The following is a 17,460-nucleotide window of genomic DNA, read 5'->3' as shown; positions in this document are numbered from 1 at the left end:
TCTATCGGCGTTCACGGCCATCCAAATGCTATCTACGGATATCGAACGAAGCGTACCAATCAAAGTAGTACGCGCATCGTCGATAGAGCGCAAAACGAGTGACAGGGGCGGAGCCACGCGTGCGCTACCTCATATACGAGTGATCAGAGATCACTCGGTCCACTGACTGCGGACCTGTGTACGCGATGCCAGTGCCGACGGTTTACAACTCGTATCGGGTGATGAGTCGTAGTTTGTGCACTGAATCCAGTTCTCGACTGCAGTTTCTAGACCGCGAGATCGCTGGCCGATCTGATCACCGTGATCGATTCGGCGTCGGTGTGTTCGGTTTCGAGGTACATGGGAATGTACTCGCGGCGCTCGAAGGTCTCCTGCTCTTCCTCGGTACCGATCGTACACCAGAGCTGAACTCGTTCGGGACCGTGCCAGTCGCCCTGTCGATTGACAGAGAAGCAGACGACCTCTTCTCCGTCGTATTCGATGATCGCATCCTTACGGATTCCTGGATCGCCGTCGATGATGAGGTTCTTCATACTCACTCTCGATGCAGAACCCGATTAAAGGCTTCGACCCTCGTTTTCTTGTCTGCGCGCTCGATCCGTGGCTCGATCGTAATACGATTCGACGATGCAGGGTAGCCTGTCTGCTGGTTTTGTTCAGTACTTATCGAGCGCTGTCATCTCCTCTGTGAGGAAAAGCCAACAGTCGGCAGACGGCAATTCGATCTCATCTCGGCGTACTGTTCGCAATTTCATACGTGAAAAACACGAATCAGAAGTTATCGATTTTGCCATCAGATACCCCCGGCCTCTGTTCTCGTGACGGGGATAGAGATTCACGCCTGTCTGAGTCCATACTCTGTTGGATCGAGGTCCTCGACAGCGGGGACGTAGCGTAACAGGGGATGGGCGAGCCAGTACAGCGCGACGAACAGGAAGCCCGCACTCGTCGTAGCCACGACGATGGTGCTCCCGTACGTATCGCCTGCAATCCCACCGAGCAACGACCCGACCGGCATCGCTGCTGCTGAAGCGCTGACCGTGACCGAGGACACGCGTCCGATGAGATGTTCGGGGACGTAGCTCTGCCGGAGTGCCGCGAAAATGACGTTGGTTACCCCAACCGGAATCCAGGCAAGACAGAACAAGACAACTGTAGCGGGAAGCCACTGAGCGGAGAGTGCAGCAATCCACACGAAACCGCTGAAACCGAAGCCAACGATCGTCAATCGGCTCAACGAGAACTGTTTCAGTTGCGAAGCACCGAGGGCACCGATTAACATCCCAGCAGTCATGGCAGCTAGTAATATCCCGTATGTTTCGGAACCGCCACGCAAAGCCGCGAACGCAGGGAGAACGGCCATCATTGCACCGATGATGAAGTTGATGATCACCGACGCGCCGAGCATCAAAACGAGAATTGTCCCGCGTAAGTACTCGATGCCCGCACGAAGCTTCTCTACGTAATCTGTGCGTGTCGATGTCGCGTGGTCATCGTCCGTCTGATTCTTCGTGTGCGTGCTGGGGATCTGCGTCGTTGCGAAGATGAGGGCCGTCATAGCAAACGTTACCGAGTCGATGATATACAATGAAACAGCACCGAAGAGTGCAACGAGTACCCCACCGAGTGATATGAACGCCGTATCGACGCCTTGGTAGGCGAACGAGAACGCCGAATTCGCGTCGACGAGTTCCTCCTCATTGACGATACGAGGTAATGCGGCATTCTGGGCTGGATAGACAAACTGGTTCATCATAGCGACGACGGGCATCACGACGAGAACGACCGTCACCGAGAGTATCCCAGTCATCGCTGCCAACGGAATGATGAGGACACACACGCCCTGAAGCACCTGTGTACCAACCAAAAGTCGCCGTAGATCCCAGCGGTCGACGAACGGCCCCGTGAGAAACTGCAACGTTTGTGGTGTAAGCGTCAAAAAGCCCGCAAGACCCGTATAGAACGCTGAACCACCAAGATTGTAGACTAACCACATTGCTGCAACGTAGTAGAGGCTATCCCCTGCATTCGTGATGAGCCGTCCAACAAAGAGCCGCCTGAACGTTGCGTTCCGAAACACCGATCTCATAACCGCACAAAGATGTGACCATGAGAAAAACATTAGCAGAATGCCATTTCTGTAATAGGATTTAGTGAACTGTGTTTCTGTTCGTGCTATTGTGAATAGGGGTAGCAAAAGCTATTTATCTGACTGACTAGTTAGTTACTATATAGCTTGGCTGCGTCGTTAGTATATCTATGGATCGATTGGCTGGTATGTTAGTATTATTACATCAATGACCGACGAAACGACGGAAGAACTCATGGGAGCGACGTATCGGGCGCTGTGCAAGCAGGGATACGCCTCGCTTCGGATGCAGGATATCGCGGACGAATCGACCAAGAGCAAAGCTGCACTTCACTACCACTACGAGACCAAACACGATCTGCTGCTCGCGTTTCTCGAATATCTGTACGATCGGTTCGAAGCGGAGCTTTGTGAGGCAAAAGGTGATGATCCGGCCACGCAACTCACCTCCTTCATCGAACACCGGCTCACCCCCCGCGATGAAGACACACATCAGGAGTTCCAGACCGCAATTCTCGAAATCAAAGCGCAGGCTCCGTATGATGACGCGTACCGCGAGCGACTCACCGAGTTCGATCGGCTCATCTACCGGAAAATCCGGTCGTTTCTCGATGACGGAATCGATCGTGGCGTATTCAAAGACGAGATTGATCCCGATGCGACCGCCGAATTCCTCGTAACACACATTAACGGTGCACAGATCCGACACGTTACCGTTGGCTATCCAATCGAAACCACGCGGCAGTTGCTCATTGAACACATCGATCAGCATGTGCTCGCTGACGAGGCAGACGAGTAAGCGGCTTGGAACGTATTTTCCGGGCTCCCTTCACACGCACGCCACGGACTTATCCGACACTGGCACATGTTTTGATACATGATCGGTTCCAATACTCTGATTGGCTCGATGAGCGGGCTGCTGGACAACGATGAGATCACGAAGTTGAACATACTGTCGTTGCTCGCACAGGCTGGGCGTGCAATGAAAAACGAGAACACAGAACGTGCATTGCTCCTGTTTGGTACTGCTCTGGTCGCCGCACGGTACAAACGATTCTCGTACGCGGTCCAAGGCGCACTTGCAATGAATGACTTCCTGAAGAAACTCCGTTGATACCGGTTTGAACACTCACATACGCCCAACGTCTGGCAGTCGGAGCCTACTGGCTGTTTTCTGTTTCTCTCTTGGTTAGCAAGCTATGGGCGCTTATCGATAACGGAAGAATTCGTATGTGCTGGCGATCGGCGATCGGCGAGATCGGTCTCTTTTCGTCCGTTAAGAACCCCACGCGAGACGCAAACGTTTATACATGAAACAGTGCAACGGAGAGATATGCGCTGGTCGTCGGTAGTACGTATGTAATCGAGAGAATCGGAAAGCATACTGCCGAGTTGAAACTCTTTTCAGTTCAGTTGGCACCGGCCGTCGACCCCTTTCGTACATATGACCGAAATAGAAGACGAATACGATCCAGACAGCATTGAGCAGAAGTGGCGCGAGCAGTGGCAGGAGACGGATGTCTACCGATACCACGACGGTGAAGAGCGTCCAGAGTACATCATCGACACCCCACCACCCTATCCAACAGGGAACTTTCACATTGGGAATGCACTCGGATGGTGTTATATGGACTTTGCGGCCCGCTATCATCGATTATGTGGTGAGGACGTTCTCTTCCCACAGGGGTGGGACTGTCACGGTCTCCCGACGGAGGTCAAAGTCGAAGAGAACCACGACATTCACCGCACCGACGTTCCCCGTGATGAGTTCCGAGAGCTGTGTATCGAGCACACCGAAGAACAGATCGAGGCAATGTACGATACGATGCTCGATCTCGGGTTCTCTCAGGACTGGGAGCACGAATTTCGAACGATGGACCCCGAGTACTGGGGTGAAACCCAGCGGTCGTTCGTTCGCATGGCCGAGGACGAGTTCGTCTATCGAGACGAGCACCCAGTGAATTGGTGTCCACGCTGTGAAACAGCGATCGCTGACGCAGAAGTCGAATCCGAAGACAGGACTGGAACACTTTATTACCTCACGTTCTCCGGTGATGACGACGATATTGAGATCGCAACGACGCGTCCGGAACTACTTGCTGCGTGTGTTGGCGTAGCCGTCGATCCCGATGACGAACGGTATGCAGACCGCATCGGGGAAACGTTCGAAGTTCCACTCTTTGGTCAACAGGTCGAACTCTTCTCGGACGAAGAAGTCGACGGCGAATTCGGGACCGGCGCTGTCATGGTCTGTACATTCGGTGATAAACAGGACGTCACGTGGTGGGCAGAACACGATCTCGCGCTCCGTGCAGTCGTCACCGAAAATGGTCGGTTGAACGAACGCGCTGGCGAGTTCGAGGGACTGAGTATCACTGAAGCGAAAGAGGAGATCGCCGAGGCACTCGAAGCAGACGGATTCCTTCGAAAGAGCGAGCCGACCGAGCAGTCGGTCGGTGTCTGTTGGCGCTGTGACACGCCGATCGAGATCCTGAGTAAGGATCAGTGGTTCGTTCGGGTCGATCAAGACGAGATTATCGAGAACGCACAAGAGATCGAGTGGATTCCCGATCACATGTACGCCCGACTCGAAGAGTGGGCCGAGGGGATGGACTGGGACTGGGTTGTCTCCCGTCAACGCGTCTTTGCCACGCCGATTCCGGCGTGGTTCTGTGAGGACTGTGATCACGCTCGCATCGCAAGCGAGGACGAACTCCCGATCGATCCGACCGAAACCACACCGTCCATACAGTGTGAGGAGTGTGGCGGCACGAACTGGCGGGGTGAGACCGACGTTATGGACACGTGGATGGACTCGTCTATCTCCGCACTGTACGTCGCTGGCTGGCCCGATGAACAGTTCGAGTCGGTGCAGTTGCGCGAGCAGGGCCACGACATCATTCGGACGTGGGCATTCTATACGATTCTCCGAACGGCAGCACTCGAAGACGAGCTCCCGTGGGAGACAGCACTGATCAACGGGATGGTCTTCGGGACGGACGGCAACAAGATGAGTAAATCACGAGGGAACTCCGTTCAGCCAAAGGAGGTTGTTTCGGAGTACTCCGCTGATGCCTTCCGGCAGGCAATTGCGCTTGGCGGTCAGCCCGGGAGTGACATCCAGTTCCAATGGAAGGAAGTCAAATCGGCATCGCGTTTCCTCACGAAAGTCTGGAATATCACGAAGTTTGCCGGTAATCACCTCGATGAAGACACGCTGTCGATTCAGGATCCGGCCTACCGCGACGCCGATAAATGGATCTTGATTCGCTGTCGAACAGTAGCCGAACAGGTTGCTGAGCATATGGACGCGTATCGATTTGATGCCGCGCTTCGTGAACTCCGAGAGTTCGTTTGGCACGATCTCGCTGACGACTATCTCGAACTCCTCAAGGGCCGGTTGTACGAGGGTCGCCCTGGCGAGCGAAATGCTGCCCGCCATGCGCTGTACACCGTCTTATCGGCGTCGCTCCGAATGATCGCTCCGTTTGCCCCGTTCCTCGCTGAAGAGACCTATCAGACGCTTCCGGGGAGTGAAGGGAGCGTCCACGCCACAACGTGGCCAGATCTGGAGACGTTCGATGAGGACACGGCGATCCGGGGACAGCTCATCGCTGACATTGCAAGCACCATCCGTGGCTGGAAGTCTGACACCGGAATGGCGCTCAATGAGGAACTCGAACGCGTCGAAGTCTACGTCGAACGCGATGAGGACCAGCCCGCAGTCGATACCTACGATCTGAGCTCTGCTGTCAACGGCCCGGTCTACATCGAACCCGGACGACCAAACGTCGAACTCGTCCCTGTCGGCGTCACGCCCGACCATTCGATAATCGGACCGAAGTTCCGCGAGCAAGCCGGTGCTGTCATCGCGTCCCTCGAAGCAGCCGATCCTGCAGCACTGAAAGCACAGAAGGAGACAAACGGTGAGTTCGAACTCGATGTCGACGACGAATCGGTCGTTCTCGACACCGACGCAATCGAAATCGTCGAAGAACAGCGCGCCGCGAGCGGAGAAGAAGTCGAAGTACTCGAACTCGATGAAGCGACCATCCTAATCTACTGAATATAGACCCACAGCTGCCACATCCCTCTTCTACTCGCTCTCATTTTCTCACTTCATTCCCCCCACTCTCTCCTTTCCTCGCTCCCCTCCTCGTCATCGCTTTCCCTTTTCCCCGATCTTTTGTTGGATTCTTGATAGTCGGTACAGCTATTTTCACCCGCGTTCCATGATGGGTGGATGTTAGTTATCGAGTGCGGGCTCCTCATTGACGGCGTTTCTGATGAACCACACCACGACGTTGCTATTGCGATTGAAGATGGAATAATTGTGGATATAAGCGACCGCGGAGCGTTTGCAAGTGATAATCACGTCGAACATGACGTTCTCATCCCTGGTCTCATTGACGCCCACGTTCACCTCGCCGGTGTTCGATCGATGAATCCGATGGAGTGGGCGACAGCGAACGTCTCGACGATGACCGCGCGTGCGACCGCGGATCTGCGAAAGCTCGTTGCTGCTGGATTCACTGCTGTCCGTGACGTTGGGAGCTCGACTGGACTCGGGCTTCGGACCGCCGTTGAAGAGGGAGAAATCCCCGGACCACGGGTGTACACGAGCGGGAAATCCATTTCCCAGACCGGTGGCCATGGTGACTCACACTTTCTCCCGTACGAATGGGCGAAAACCCGCGCTGGCCTTTCAACGATTGCTGACGGGCCAGACGAATGTCGAAAAGAGGCGCGAAAACGCATCCGTCAGGGTGTCGACTGCCTCAAGATCATGACGACCGGCGGTGTCCTCTCCGAGAAGGATGCACCCGACCAGAGTCAGTACACCGACGCCGAGATCAGTGCATTCACAGAGGAAGCTCATCGTGTTGGTATCCCGGTTGCGAGCCATGCACAGGGTGCAGCAGGTATCAAGCGCGCACTCGAAAACGGAGTCGATACGATTGAACACGGATTCTTCCTCGATACAGAGACGATCGATCTGCTGCTTGAGACAGACGCGACGCTCGTCCCAACACTCGCTATTATGCACCGTCTCGTCACTGAGGGAGCCGACCACGGAGTCCCAGAATGGGGATTAGAGAAGTCAAGAGCCGCACGACGGGACCATTTCGACTCCATCCGCCGTGCGTACGAGGCTGGTGTCCCTATTGCCCTCGGAACTGACTTCATCGGTCCCGATCTCGTTCCTCACGGCGAGAACATGCTGGAAGCCGAGTTGTTCGTCGAGGAGATCGGCATGACCGAAATGGACGCGATCAGAGCCGGAACGAGCGTCGCCGCTCGCACACTCCCTGACGACAACGTCGGTGTGATCTCGAATGGCGCAGTAGCTGATCTCGTTGCGCTCGAATCGGATCCACTCGATGACATTAGCGCACTCAGACGAGTCGAAACGGTCTACCGTGACGGAAAGCGTGTCCTCGTCTGATTCGTAGACACGGCTCTCTCTGAGCTGTGGATTAGAACGACTCCATATTGGGTCGAAGGTCGAGTTCTAGTGTCCACGTCGAGCGGTCCTGTTCGGCGAGATGCCAGTACTGACGGGCGATCTCGTCTGGATCGAGAAACTTTGCGTCCTGTTCAGTTGCGTCTCCGACTCCGATTTGGCCGTCTATCACGACGTGGGCAACGTGAATCCCTTTGGGACCGAGTTCACGGGCCATTGATTCGGCCATCCCTCGTGCGGCAAACTTCGATGCCGAAAACCCGATTGCTCCCCCGCGACCTCGCCTAGCGGTCGTCGCACCTGTGAAAATAATCGTTCCACCGTCGTTTGCGAGCATATCGTGGACTGCCTCCTGCGAGCAATAGAGCGCCCCAGATACTCCGACTTGAAGGGCGCGTTCGAACTCCTTGGGGGCGATATCTGTCAGCCCTCGCCACGGTGCACTGCTAGCGTGATTGATTAACACATCAATCGGACCGAACGCCTCGCGTACTCTCGCAAATCCGTCTGCGACGTGCTCGGCGTTGCTGACATCTGTCGGTACCGCGAGCGCGCGCTCACCGAGGTGGTTTTCAAGATCGGAGAGGTAGTCTGCCGAGCGAGCGAACAACCCCACGGAGTATCCTTCGTTGTGGAATCGGCGAGCAAGCGACTCCCCAAGGCCGGGACCGACACCAGCGATCACTGCTGTGTCAGACATACACTATCAACGGTCGGGAGTGGTATAGGAATTGGCCCGAGCGAAGCGGTTAGTCAGCCTCGCAGACGAACTGGTCGGCTCCGTCGACGTTCGAATCCGATAGTAGCGCGCGCACGCGAGGTGATACATAGTTTATCACGGTTCGACCGTCGCGTTCACGGTGGACAATGCCGTCGTCGTTGAGCCGCTGGAGATGATGCGTTACGGTACTCGGGTCACGATCGAGGTCGTCCGCGAGATTCGATACTGATGTCGGACCGAGGCGACAGAGGGCTTCAATGACGTTTGCGGTCGCTTCGTCGTCTAGCACTGCTGTGAGTTCCAGTTGCTCACTGTTGGTCGGATAGAACCGCCGTTTTCCGTGTACCTTTGCACTCATCACCAGATCTTCTCGCTCTAAGACGCGGAGATGGTGGCGAATCGTCGAGAGTGAGAGATCGGTCTGCTGGCTCACTGCCGATAGGTAGACGCCTGGCGTCTCCTCAATCGTTTTGAAGACACGCGCGCGCCCATCGTGATCGAGTGGGTCAGAGTCGTCGTGTCGACTGTACCGGAACAGGGCGAGCGTTCGTGAGAGTGGGTCGGTGACGTGGGTATCGAGACTCGTCCGAATGGTTGGTAAAAGCCCAGTGTTCGACACCGAGATAGTACTGCTTACTGTCCCCGGGACGATACTTCCTTGTCTGATGAGTGTTCGAATAGCCACAGCGGTTGCTCCGACTGCAACGCCTGTTTCTGGGGTCGATTCCGGTGTGTGTGGAATAGTTGGTTCTTCCAACAGTGACACGTTCTGATGCTGTTCGTCTTCTGAGCCCCCTTCGGCGATTTTATCCGTGTTGCCGGTGCTGTTTGACGCATTAATCGGTTCGGAACTGTCGGCATGGCTCTTGTTGCTGTCCGGATACGGTTGGATGCGTGCGTCTGTTGTATTATCGGTCGGTGATGAATCAGTAGCCGAAGATGGTCGTTCTGTGTTTGTTGTGTACGTGTCCTCGGCAGTCGTCTGCGTTGTTTGACCGTGTTCGCGGTCACTCGAAGTTGCTGTTGGTGTTGAAGCTGACGAGGACTCCTGCTCCTCTTCTGTCGTCTGCGTACTGTCAGTATCTGCTATCTCGTCGATTGCTCGAGCGCCTTCATCTATCGGTGCTGACACTGAATCATTGCTGGAATCGACGATTCTTCCACTGTCTGGTGTGTGAGATGGGTTGCTCGATGGAGACGCTCCCGTTTTGTTCGGCAGGAGGGATGTGTTATTCGATAGAGGCGCTCCTGTTTTGTTCGATAAGAGGGGTGTACTGTTCGATGGAGACGCTCCCGTTTCGTTTGGTAGAGGTGATGCCTCGTTCGATATACGAGACTCAATCCACCGTCGCATCGATCGATTATTTCCCTTAGTGTGGTCGATCATCCTCTCGAATCTGTCTGTGAAGTTACGATCTCCGAGACGGTCGGGGTCCATCTGTCGGTCGGTTGCGTTATCTGATTCGATGAGCCTCTCGACTGTGTCGTTGAGCTTTTCGGTAACAACACCGGGCCGATCGATGAGGTGTTGGCTGGTCGTTTCGTTGGTGGTGTTTGGTGCGTTATCTGTTGTTTCGATGATCGTTGCTGTTAGATGAGTGGTTTTCTCGACGATGCCAGCCGTTCTATTCGTGGTGTTCTGTATGATTCTCGAAGGAATCGTCTTGCTGGCTGTTTCGGTGAGTGTGTGTGAGATACTATTCTGGCTATTATCTTCCGAGCGTTCCGTTTGGGATGCTCGTACGGACATATTCGCTCTCGAATCCTGTATATATCTATAGTCGTGTAGTCCATCAGCTCCTGATTTGTGGCTATAATCGGTTGTGTTTGGAAACGCTGAGGTGATTCCAAAAACAGTTGCCATCGAAACGGTCACTAGTATCACAATCGAGACGGTAATAGTGATCCTATCAGATATTTGAATGGGAAACATCGTATATATTCGTAATTGCTGTTAACTAGAGCGAATCTGGTCTGATATGTGTTTTGATCACTATACTCTGATTGTCTCTGAGAACGTCTGTCGAAGTCCTTTTCGACAGTAATCGTCAACAACACATTTCTCCGTTAGTGAGTAAAAAACGGATTGGACGCTTTTCGATTACTCGCTATCGATGTTTTCTCTCTGATACGTTCCGTCGTATGAATCGTCGTGATTTGCTTGGGCGAGAACGAGCTGTGCGATTCGTGCACCGCGTTCGAGTTCGATGTCGTGGTGGATCTGCAACAGTCCTTCGCCCTTTCCTTCGTACCCTGCGTCCCAGACAGCAGTATTGAGCATACACGAATTGCGCATGAGTGTCGAGCGTGGATAGACGAATCCGACGTGCCCCTCAGGGATTCGAATCGTCTCGTTGTAGCGGACGATGTATCCTCCGGGATCGAGGTAGTACGCTGAGTGCGTTTCGTCGAGCTCTTCTACCTCACAGGCGCGCCGATCGCCGACTTCTTTCCCATCACAGCCGATGCGTCCGGCATCAATTTGTTCGAACACCCGATCAAGTGTGAGATCTATCCCGTTTGGCTGACGTTGCTCGTCTGAAACGGGTGAACACTGTTCGCGGACGAACTGTCCACTGCGGAACATACCCTGTATCAGATCTCATCCCGAATGATATTTTCTATCTGTGTATGTGGTTGCTAGTGAAAGTGAAGCATCTGTGAAGGAAACAAACAGTCGGTTGGCGTGAGGAAAACGTTCGGACGAGAGGTACGCTGAAATCGGGTTACAGCAGGCTCATGAAGTATTCCCAGTCCCACCCTGAACCGGGATCGGTGTGGTGGTTTATTCCACCACCGCGGCTCGGGTCGTTCGGGTCGGGGACTTGCGCATGACCGATCACACCAGCACCATCGTTCGGATCAGCGGGTGCCACACCACTTGGGCGTTCTTTCGGAATGTTGTACTCTTCACAGATCCAGCCAACGATGTCTGCAGCGTTCTGATAGAGGCTATCGGGATGGCCCTCCGCGGCGTATCCCTCGTTCTCGATGTTCATTCCCGCAGCGTTGTAGTCGTAGTTCCCAGCCGTGTACGCGATGTCAGGATCATCGACCATCTGCGTGATCTGCCCCGCGGAGTTGCCGACAACGTAGTGTGCGCTCACACCCGAACTCGGGTCGTTGAACACGTTGATGCCTGTCTCGTAGGATCCTTCGATCGTATGGATGATCGCCCAGCGAATATCGCTGGTTCCGCGGTTCGCCGAGCCGTAATTGCCTGATGCAGCTTGGTCGTAGTTCACAGGTGGTTTGTTCCCACCGCCTCCTCCACCGTCTTCGAGGGTAAGATACTGTCCGGCCGACCAGCCCCAGATATCATCGTCCAGCCAGTGGACGCCCCACCACGTGTAGCCGTCCTCGTCTGTGGGGCCGTTCATGATCTCACCGACGGTTCCGGGACTCATGGTGGCGAGGATCTCCGATTCGGTTCCCGGTCGATGACGAGTGTTGAGCGCGGTCGTCGGGGTGACGCGGTCGCCGTCGCTGAATGCCATAGCTGAACCGCTCAAGACAGTGGGTACTGCCAGCGCTGTTGCTGTGGTACCGAGTGCCTTGCCGAACGTCCGTCGCGTGAATCTGTGTGGCATTGTAATTTCCGCGCGGATCAGATTCCGCTGTAGTCCTTCGGAATTTCGTTACCAGCAGTGACGTTCTGCCCGTCACTTCCTGGAATCGACAAGTGTGTCTGGTTCTGCTCGATGGTGAAGTGGAGGTGTGGACCGGTCGAATTCCCCGTATCACCCATCCCACCGATTTGCTGTCCTCTCGATACGCTTTCTCCTTGGGAGACATCGAAGCTGTTCAGGTGGCAGTACAGCGTCTGATACCCATTTTCGTGACCGAGCTTGAGATAGTTACCACAGCCGCCTGATTCGTAACTTCTGATGTCTACGACGCCATCGCGCGCCGCGTAGATTGGCGTTCCAATCTGACCGTTGTTGCCGAAGTCGACTGCGTAGTGTCCGGGACGAGCGCCATACGGAGAGGTAATATACCCAGAGATTGGCCACGTGAAGTCTGCTCCACCACCGCCACCGCCAGCTGGTGTGAGGTACTGTCCAGCCGACCAGCCCCAGATATCATCGTCCAGCCAGTGAACGCCCCACCACGTGTAGCCGTCCTCGTCTGTGGGACCGTTCATGATTTCGCCGACGTCGCCCGGATACATCGTGCCCACGACCTCCGATTCAGTTCCCGGTCGGTGGCGGGTGTTCAAGCCAGTCGTCGGCTCAACGCGGTCGCCGTCGCTGAATGCGCTGGCCGAACCGCTCATGACGATGGGAAGTGCCAGTGTCGATGCTGTCGCTTTGAGTACGTTCCGACGTGAGAGTCTATCTGTCATTGTTCTGTGGTTGTTTTGATCGTTGCTTTGTGCGCGTCTATGCGTTGGTGAGGTAGCGTTCGACCGACCAGCCCCAGATGTCGTCAGCCAGCCAGTGGACGCCCCACCACGTGTAGCCGTCCTCGTTTGTGGGGCCGTTCATGATCTCACCGACGGTTCCGGGACTCATGGTGGCGAGGATCTCCGATTCAGTTCCCGGCCGATGGCGAGTGTTAAGCGCGGTCGTTGGGGTAATACGGTCACCGTCGCTGAATCCACCGCCGCCACCGCCACCATCCCCATAGCGAGCACGGTAGTCGGCAGCGGTGTCTTTCACGTGGTTGACGTAATCCCAACTGTGGTTGTAGGCGTACAACGCAGAGTCCCAGTCGCCGGGCGCACCACTCGCTGTGAGGTAGTTGGCCGCGCCAGGGATCGCATCCTGATAGTCACAGACGTTGGCGACGCCGTCGCCGTTGCCATCGACACCGTAGGCATCCCACGTCGACGGTATGAACTGCATCGGACCTTCCGCGCCCGCTGGGGAGGTATCACATCCTGGCTCGTACTGACCGTGTTGTGTTTCAACCCAACCGATGCCCGCGAGATACGTCCAGTCGAGTCCCCAGTTGGTCCCCGTCTGGCGGTACTGGTCAAGGTAATGCGACGGAATGTCGCCTGTGGCGTCTGCATCAGTGATACCGGGCAGTACCGACGCGGTACCGACCGCTGCAATACCTGTGCCAGCAATGGTCTTCAGAACCGTTCGTCGCGTTGGTGTGTCTTTCATTGTTGAAATCCTTGGATGTCTCTATACTATTTTAATTCTAACTGGTTGTCTGACGTCCTAGTGGGGTGTAAGCCCCCCTCTCCTACTGTTGATCTGTCACAGTTCGATTGATGACCTCTACGTGAAAAGACTACTCCGAGTACACTTTACGATACGCGCTGTCTGATGTGACCGGGCATGTCATAGAAACTACCCCGTTGTCCATCCACGCCGCTATTACCGATTGGCAACAGGTTCACTCCTCCTCGTGAACAGCTGACCGTGGCTGCGTATCGTCTCAGTGCTGAACGAACTCGATCAGAATTCCACCGGTTGATTTCGGGTGGAGAAAGGCAACATCATGACCCCATGCGCCGGGGCGAGGCTCTTCGTCGATGAGGGTAACGTCCAGATCGCGCGCGCGAGCGAGGGCCTGTTCAATATCTGGTGTTGCGAGCGCGAGGTGATGAATCCCGGGTCCGTTGCGGTCGAGATACCGCTGAATTGTTCCCGATTCGGTTGGTTCGAGGAACTCGAAGTAACCGTTCTCGACATCGAGAAACAGAACGCGTAGATCCTCGAGTTCCTCTTCGTGAACGATCTGCGTCTCGAACAGATCACTGTACTGTGCGGCGAGCGTGTCGGCATCCTCCGTGGCGATACCGGCGTGATCAAAGTGCATGCGTGGGCGGTGAACCGCGAGATGAATATACTTTCACCATCCGTCTACCAAAACGCCTCATCTATAACGTGATCCGAATTATGACTAAAACACGCAACTAATATGTAGTATTTCTTTAAATTGTGGGCCGTAGTCTACGTTCTCGACTACTGGCTCACTCACTCTGTTGGTTGTATCGAATCAACTGGTACTGTGCATGGCTATGCTGCATCAAAAAGGAACGCCGTACACAGTGATTCAAAGCGCCGTTCCAGGCTGATACTCCTCGAAAACATCCCGCATCGCATTACAGATCTCGCCGGTCGTCGCGTAGGCTTTCACTGCGTCGATGATGTACGGCATTAGATTCTCGTCACCTTCGGCTGCCTCCCGGAGCGCATCGAGTGCGGCCTCGGTCGCTTCATCGTCCCGTCTCGACCGAACGTCTTCGACGCGCTCGATCTGGAGTTTCTCGTCTTCTTCGTCGACTTCTGCAACGTCCTCGGTCGGTTCTTCGTCTACTGTGAATTCGTTGACGCCCACGATAGTGCGCTCGTTCTCCTCGACTTCGCGCTGGCGTTCGAAGGCCGCATCTTGGATCTGACGTTGAACCCACTGTTCTTCGATGGCGTTTCGCATCCCATCACGTTCGTCGATTTCGTTGATGATACCCCGCGCCTCCTGTTCCAGCTCATCGGTGAGATGTTCGACGTAGTAGCTCCCGCCGAGCGGATCGATCGTGTCTGCGGCTCCCGATTCGTGGGCGAGGATCTGCTGGGTCCGGAGGGCGGTCCGAACACTCTCTTCGGTTGGAAGCGAGAGTGCCTCGTCTTTGCCGTTGGTGTGGAGACTTTGTGTGCCGCCGAGGACGGCCGCAAGTGCCTGATACGCAACGCGAACAACGTTGTTCTCGATCTGCTGGGCGGTGAGCGTCGATCCAGCGGTCTGTGTGTGGAACTTGAGCTGTTTCGATTTTGGGTTCTCTGCGCCGTATCGCTCCTCCATGAGTGAGTGCCACAATCGGCGAGCAGCGCGGAATTTTGCGACCTCCTCCAGAATGTTGTTGTACGCTGCAAAGAAAAACGAAAGCTGTGGGGCGAAGTCATCGACCTCCAGACCAGCGTCGATGGCAGTCTCGACGTACTCGAGGCCGTCAGCGAGCGTAAAGGCGATCTCCTGTGCGGCGGTCGAACCGGCCTCCCGGATGTGATAGCCCGAGATCGAGATGGTGTTGAACTTGGGCACTTCGGCAGCACAGAACTCGAAAATATCGGTGATGATGCGCATCGACGGTTCTGGCGGATAGATGTACGTGTTCCGGGCGATATACTCCTTGAGCACGTCGTTCTGGATGGTTCCCCGGAGCTCCGAGCGATCGACGCCCTGACGGTCGCCAACAGCGATGTACATCGCCAACAGCACAGACGCGGGCGCATTGATGGTCATACTCGTTGAAACCTCATCGAGTGGAATGCCATCGAAGACCGTCTCCATGTCGTACAGCGAATCGATGGCAACACCGGATTTTCCTACCTCACCCGCTGCCATCTCCGCATCGGAGTCATACCCCATCTGTGTCGGGAGATCGAACGCCATCGACAGACCGGTCTGTCCCTCATCGAGCAGGTAATGAAACCGATCGTTCGTCTTTTCGGCGGTCGAAAACCCCGCATACTGACGCATCGTCCAGAGCCGTCCACGGTACATCGTCGGGTAAACACCACGAGTGTAGGGCTCTTCACCGGGATATCCGATGTCGTCTCTGTAATCGAGATCCGAAATATCGTCCGGAGTGTAGAGGGGATCGACCTCGTGTCCGCCGGTGTCGGTCGTGAACTCCTCTTTTCGCTCACCAAATCGATCGAGCGTGGGCTGAAGGGTCTCGTCTTCCCACTCCTCTCGACCCTCGCGGATCGACTGGAGGTCGTCCTCATCGAACATGCATCCAACGTGGCGGTGCGCAGGCTTAATCCTTGGTGAGTCGCGCTCTCTCGACGGTTCGATCTGTGACACGATCCGAAAAAAGACAGTGGACTCAGTACAGCAAACGACCTGTACCGTTTCTCAACTGCATTGTTCACTATTTTGAGAAGTGAATCAAGGGCGATGAAGACACTCCTAATTCAGCGAGTGTGGCGTAATCCTACAAATGTCAACAATTAATATTGTGAAATCAATCAGTAGAGATCATAACGTCGCGGAAAATCCAGCCGCTCGCGAAAGCAATACCGGCGATAAGCAGAGAAGATCCACCGTTGATGATGAGCCAAACGCACAAGATGAGGAGAACTACTCCCGGATAGATTTCATAGAGAATGTCTGGAAGATCGAATACGGCGATACACAATTCAATACTACTTCCGAGCAGAAAGACACCAACGATGGGAAGAGTTCGAGTAAGCGGCAACTGTAATAACGCAGTGATTCCCGCTGTGATCACGGTAAGAATCAGCCATCCGAATAGATCTCGTAGCTCACCCTGTGCCGATTGAAAACACGAACTGGAATACAATATTTTAGGGGCCATTTGCATAACAATACGCATTTACTAACGCAAAACAATAACTCGTCGCGGTAGTACCTACTTGCTGTTATCCAGCAACGAGCTTTTGCAGAAATTGTTGATACGAAGTCAGTGAGAGCTAGTTTGTGTCGGGCGTTGTCACTGTTCACAGTCTCGAAGGTGGAACCGATTCAGCCGACGCGAATCGAGAGACAGCGAGCTATCGACCTATACTACATGAGCGTATTCGGTATGTAATTGACAATTGTCGTGTTCAATTGACGTCGTCACCGTCCAGTATCGTATTTGTACGTTGCTGATTCGCTGTCGATGCCGAAATCTTCGGAACTTTCCTCTGATTCGTCTTCAGTTGGTTGCTCGGAGGCGTGTTTGAACCGTTCGCGGAGTCGGGTTGGCATCTCGAACGCATCGACACTGATCTGCATCGGAACCGCCTCGGGAGCCAATGATTCGCGTTTTTCTTCGAGTCGCTCTTGGAGAACCGCTGGCAGTTCTGTCGCCTCGATGGTGGAGAACCCGAACTGTGCGAGGTAGTTCGGCTCGTCGGTCAGTGAGTACACCGTCTCGAATTCTTGGTCCGCAGCCGTCTCGACGAGGCGTTCGATGACGTGTGCGCCGACGCCCTGCTGTCGCCACGAACCGAGCACGCCGATACTCGTGAGTTCACAGATCTCACCACCGGTGCCCTGTCCGCTGGGAATTCGCTCTGTCTCTCCGCCGGTTTTGTGGAGCCGAATCCGTCCGAATCCCGCCTTCTCGTTCGACCGCTCGTCGATAGCGATGACGTAATCGCGCGACCGGAACGTGGTCTCATCAAGCCCCATCCCCTCGATGTGGTCGAGTAACCAGACCTCCTCGCGGTTTTTCGCGTCCCGGACGTACATACTAAATGGTTGGCTATCAGCCGA

15 protein-coding genes are annotated in these 17,460 nt (G+C 54.9%); 4 read left to right on the top strand and 11 right to left on the bottom strand.

What is annotated here, in order from left to right; all coding sequences use genetic code 11:
- Positions 1 to 266: 266 nt before the first annotated feature.
- Positions 267 to 533, bottom strand: coding sequence for an HAH_0734 family protein (locus MW898_RS14905; protein WP_248908558.1), 267 nt, complete (start codon positions 531 to 533; stop codon positions 267 to 269).
- A 302-nt stretch (positions 534 to 835) separates the two neighbouring features.
- The gene (locus MW898_RS14900) at positions 836 to 2,089 is read right to left on the bottom strand and encodes an MFS transporter (RefSeq protein WP_248908557.1); all 1,254 of its coding nucleotides are present in this window, start codon (positions 2,087 to 2,089) and stop codon (positions 836 to 838) included.
- A 208-nt stretch (positions 2,090 to 2,297) separates the two neighbouring features.
- Between MW898_RS14900 and MW898_RS14895 the strand changes: the two genes are divergently transcribed.
- The 4 genes from MW898_RS14895 to MW898_RS14880 all read left to right on the top strand — a co-directional run bounded on the left by MW898_RS14895 (position 2,298) and on the right by MW898_RS14880 (position 7,535).
- Entirely contained in the window at positions 2,298 to 2,888 is a 591-nt protein-coding gene (locus MW898_RS14895; protein ID WP_248908556.1) for a TetR/AcrR family transcriptional regulator, read from the top strand.
- A 78-nt stretch (positions 2,889 to 2,966) separates the two neighbouring features.
- The gene (locus MW898_RS14890) at positions 2,967 to 3,203 is read left to right on the top strand and encodes a hypothetical protein (protein ID WP_248908555.1); all 237 of its coding nucleotides are present in this window, start codon (positions 2,967 to 2,969) and stop codon (positions 3,201 to 3,203) included.
- A 330-nt stretch (positions 3,204 to 3,533) separates the two neighbouring features.
- A complete protein-coding gene (locus MW898_RS14885; protein ID WP_248908554.1) occupies positions 3,534 to 6,155 on the top strand; it encodes a valine--tRNA ligase in 2,622 nt (873 codons plus the stop codon).
- Positions 6,156 to 6,332: 177 nt separating this feature from the next.
- On the top strand, positions 6,333 to 7,535 hold the full coding sequence (locus tag MW898_RS14880) for a metal-dependent hydrolase family protein (protein ID WP_248908553.1): 1,203 nt from the start codon (positions 6,333 to 6,335) through the stop codon (positions 7,533 to 7,535).
- A gap of 31 nt (positions 7,536 to 7,566) precedes the next feature.
- Here the strand turns inward: MW898_RS14880 and MW898_RS14875 are convergent, their stop codons facing one another.
- The 9 genes from MW898_RS14875 to MW898_RS14835 form a co-directional block, all read right to left on the bottom strand.
- Positions 7,567 to 8,253 (bottom strand): SDR family NAD(P)-dependent oxidoreductase, encoded by a 687-nt coding sequence (locus tag MW898_RS14875; RefSeq protein ID WP_248908552.1) that lies wholly within the window; start codon positions 8,251 to 8,253, stop codon positions 7,567 to 7,569.
- 49 nt (positions 8,254 to 8,302) lie between these two features.
- On the bottom strand, positions 8,303 to 10,024 hold the full coding sequence (locus tag MW898_RS14870; RefSeq protein ID WP_248908551.1) for a winged helix-turn-helix transcriptional regulator: 1,722 nt from the start codon (positions 10,022 to 10,024) through the stop codon (positions 8,303 to 8,305).
- 351 nt (positions 10,025 to 10,375) lie between these two features.
- The gene (locus MW898_RS14865) at positions 10,376 to 10,861 is read right to left on the bottom strand and encodes a deoxyuridine 5'-triphosphate nucleotidohydrolase (protein WP_248908550.1); all 486 of its coding nucleotides are present in this window, start codon (positions 10,859 to 10,861) and stop codon (positions 10,376 to 10,378) included.
- A 139-nt stretch (positions 10,862 to 11,000) separates the two neighbouring features.
- Positions 11,001 to 11,864 (bottom strand): N-acetylmuramoyl-L-alanine amidase, encoded by an 864-nt coding sequence (locus MW898_RS14860; protein WP_248908549.1) that lies wholly within the window; start codon positions 11,862 to 11,864, stop codon positions 11,001 to 11,003.
- A 17-nt stretch (positions 11,865 to 11,881) separates the two neighbouring features.
- On the bottom strand, positions 11,882 to 12,619 hold the full coding sequence (locus MW898_RS14855; RefSeq protein ID WP_248908548.1) for a peptidoglycan DD-metalloendopeptidase family protein: 738 nt from the start codon (positions 12,617 to 12,619) through the stop codon (positions 11,882 to 11,884).
- A 37-nt stretch (positions 12,620 to 12,656) separates the two neighbouring features.
- On the bottom strand, positions 12,657 to 13,388 hold the full coding sequence (locus MW898_RS14850; RefSeq protein ID WP_248908547.1) for a lytic transglycosylase domain-containing protein: 732 nt from the start codon (positions 13,386 to 13,388) through the stop codon (positions 12,657 to 12,659).
- A 277-nt stretch (positions 13,389 to 13,665) separates the two neighbouring features.
- On the bottom strand, positions 13,666 to 14,049 hold the full coding sequence (gene mce / locus MW898_RS14845) for a methylmalonyl-CoA epimerase (RefSeq protein WP_248908546.1): 384 nt from the start codon (positions 14,047 to 14,049) through the stop codon (positions 13,666 to 13,668).
- Between the two features lie 237 nt (positions 14,050 to 14,286).
- Positions 14,287 to 15,969 (bottom strand): acyl-CoA mutase large subunit family protein, encoded by a 1,683-nt coding sequence (locus MW898_RS14840; protein WP_248908545.1) that lies wholly within the window; start codon positions 15,967 to 15,969, stop codon positions 14,287 to 14,289.
- Positions 15,970 to 16,818: 849 nt separating this feature from the next.
- Positions 16,819 to 17,436, bottom strand: a complete 618-nt coding sequence (locus MW898_RS14835; protein WP_248908544.1) for a GNAT family N-acetyltransferase — start codon at positions 17,434 to 17,436, stop codon at positions 16,819 to 16,821.
- Between the last annotated feature and the right edge of the window lie 24 nt (positions 17,437 to 17,460).

The sequence above is a fragment of the Halocatena marina genome (genome assembly GCF_023276375.1).
Taxonomy (GTDB): Archaea; Halobacteriota; Halobacteria; order Halobacteriales; family Haloarculaceae; genus Halocatena; species Halocatena marina.
This window is presented reverse-complemented; position numbering and strand designations above follow the sequence as displayed.

What these genes read in the sequence shown, in the direction of transcription:
- MW898_RS14905 (WP_248908558.1), bottom strand. Translation starts at nt 533, where the DNA reads ATGAAGAACCTCATCATCGACGGCGATCCAGGAATCCGTAAGGATGCG.
- MW898_RS14900 (WP_248908557.1), bottom strand. Translation starts at nt 2,089, where the DNA reads ATGAGATCGGTGTTTCGGAACGCAACGTTCAGGCGGCTCTTTGTTGGA.
- MW898_RS14895 (WP_248908556.1), top strand. Translation starts at nt 2,298, where the DNA reads ATGACCGACGAAACGACGGAAGAACTCATGGGAGCGACGTATCGGGCG.
- MW898_RS14890 (WP_248908555.1), top strand. Translation starts at nt 2,967, where the DNA reads ATGATCGGTTCCAATACTCTGATTGGCTCGATGAGCGGGCTGCTGGAC.
- MW898_RS14885 (WP_248908554.1), top strand. Translation starts at nt 3,534, where the DNA reads ATGACCGAAATAGAAGACGAATACGATCCAGACAGCATTGAGCAGAAG.
- MW898_RS14880 (WP_248908553.1), top strand. Translation starts at nt 6,333, where the DNA reads ATGTTAGTTATCGAGTGCGGGCTCCTCATTGACGGCGTTTCTGATGAA.
- MW898_RS14875 (WP_248908552.1), bottom strand. Translation starts at nt 8,253, where the DNA reads ATGTCTGACACAGCAGTGATCGCTGGTGTCGGTCCCGGCCTTGGGGAG.
- MW898_RS14870 (WP_248908551.1), bottom strand. Translation starts at nt 10,024, where the DNA reads ATGTCCGTACGAGCATCCCAAACGGAACGCTCGGAAGATAATAGCCAG.
- MW898_RS14865 (WP_248908550.1), bottom strand. Translation starts at nt 10,861, where the DNA reads ATGTTCCGCAGTGGACAGTTCGTCCGCGAACAGTGTTCACCCGTTTCA.
- MW898_RS14860 (WP_248908549.1), bottom strand. Translation starts at nt 11,864, where the DNA reads ATGCCACACAGATTCACGCGACGGACGTTCGGCAAGGCACTCGGTACC.
- MW898_RS14855 (WP_248908548.1), bottom strand. Translation starts at nt 12,619, where the DNA reads ATGACAGATAGACTCTCACGTCGGAACGTACTCAAAGCGACAGCATCG.
- MW898_RS14850 (WP_248908547.1), bottom strand. Translation starts at nt 13,388, where the DNA reads ATGAAAGACACACCAACGCGACGAACGGTTCTGAAGACCATTGCTGGC.
- mce (WP_248908546.1), bottom strand. Translation starts at nt 14,049, where the DNA reads ATGCACTTTGATCACGCCGGTATCGCCACGGAGGATGCCGACACGCTC.
- MW898_RS14840 (WP_248908545.1), bottom strand. Translation starts at nt 15,969, where the DNA reads ATGTTCGATGAGGACGACCTCCAGTCGATCCGCGAGGGTCGAGAGGAG.
- MW898_RS14835 (WP_248908544.1), bottom strand. Translation starts at nt 17,436, where the DNA reads ATGTACGTCCGGGACGCGAAAAACCGCGAGGAGGTCTGGTTACTCGAC.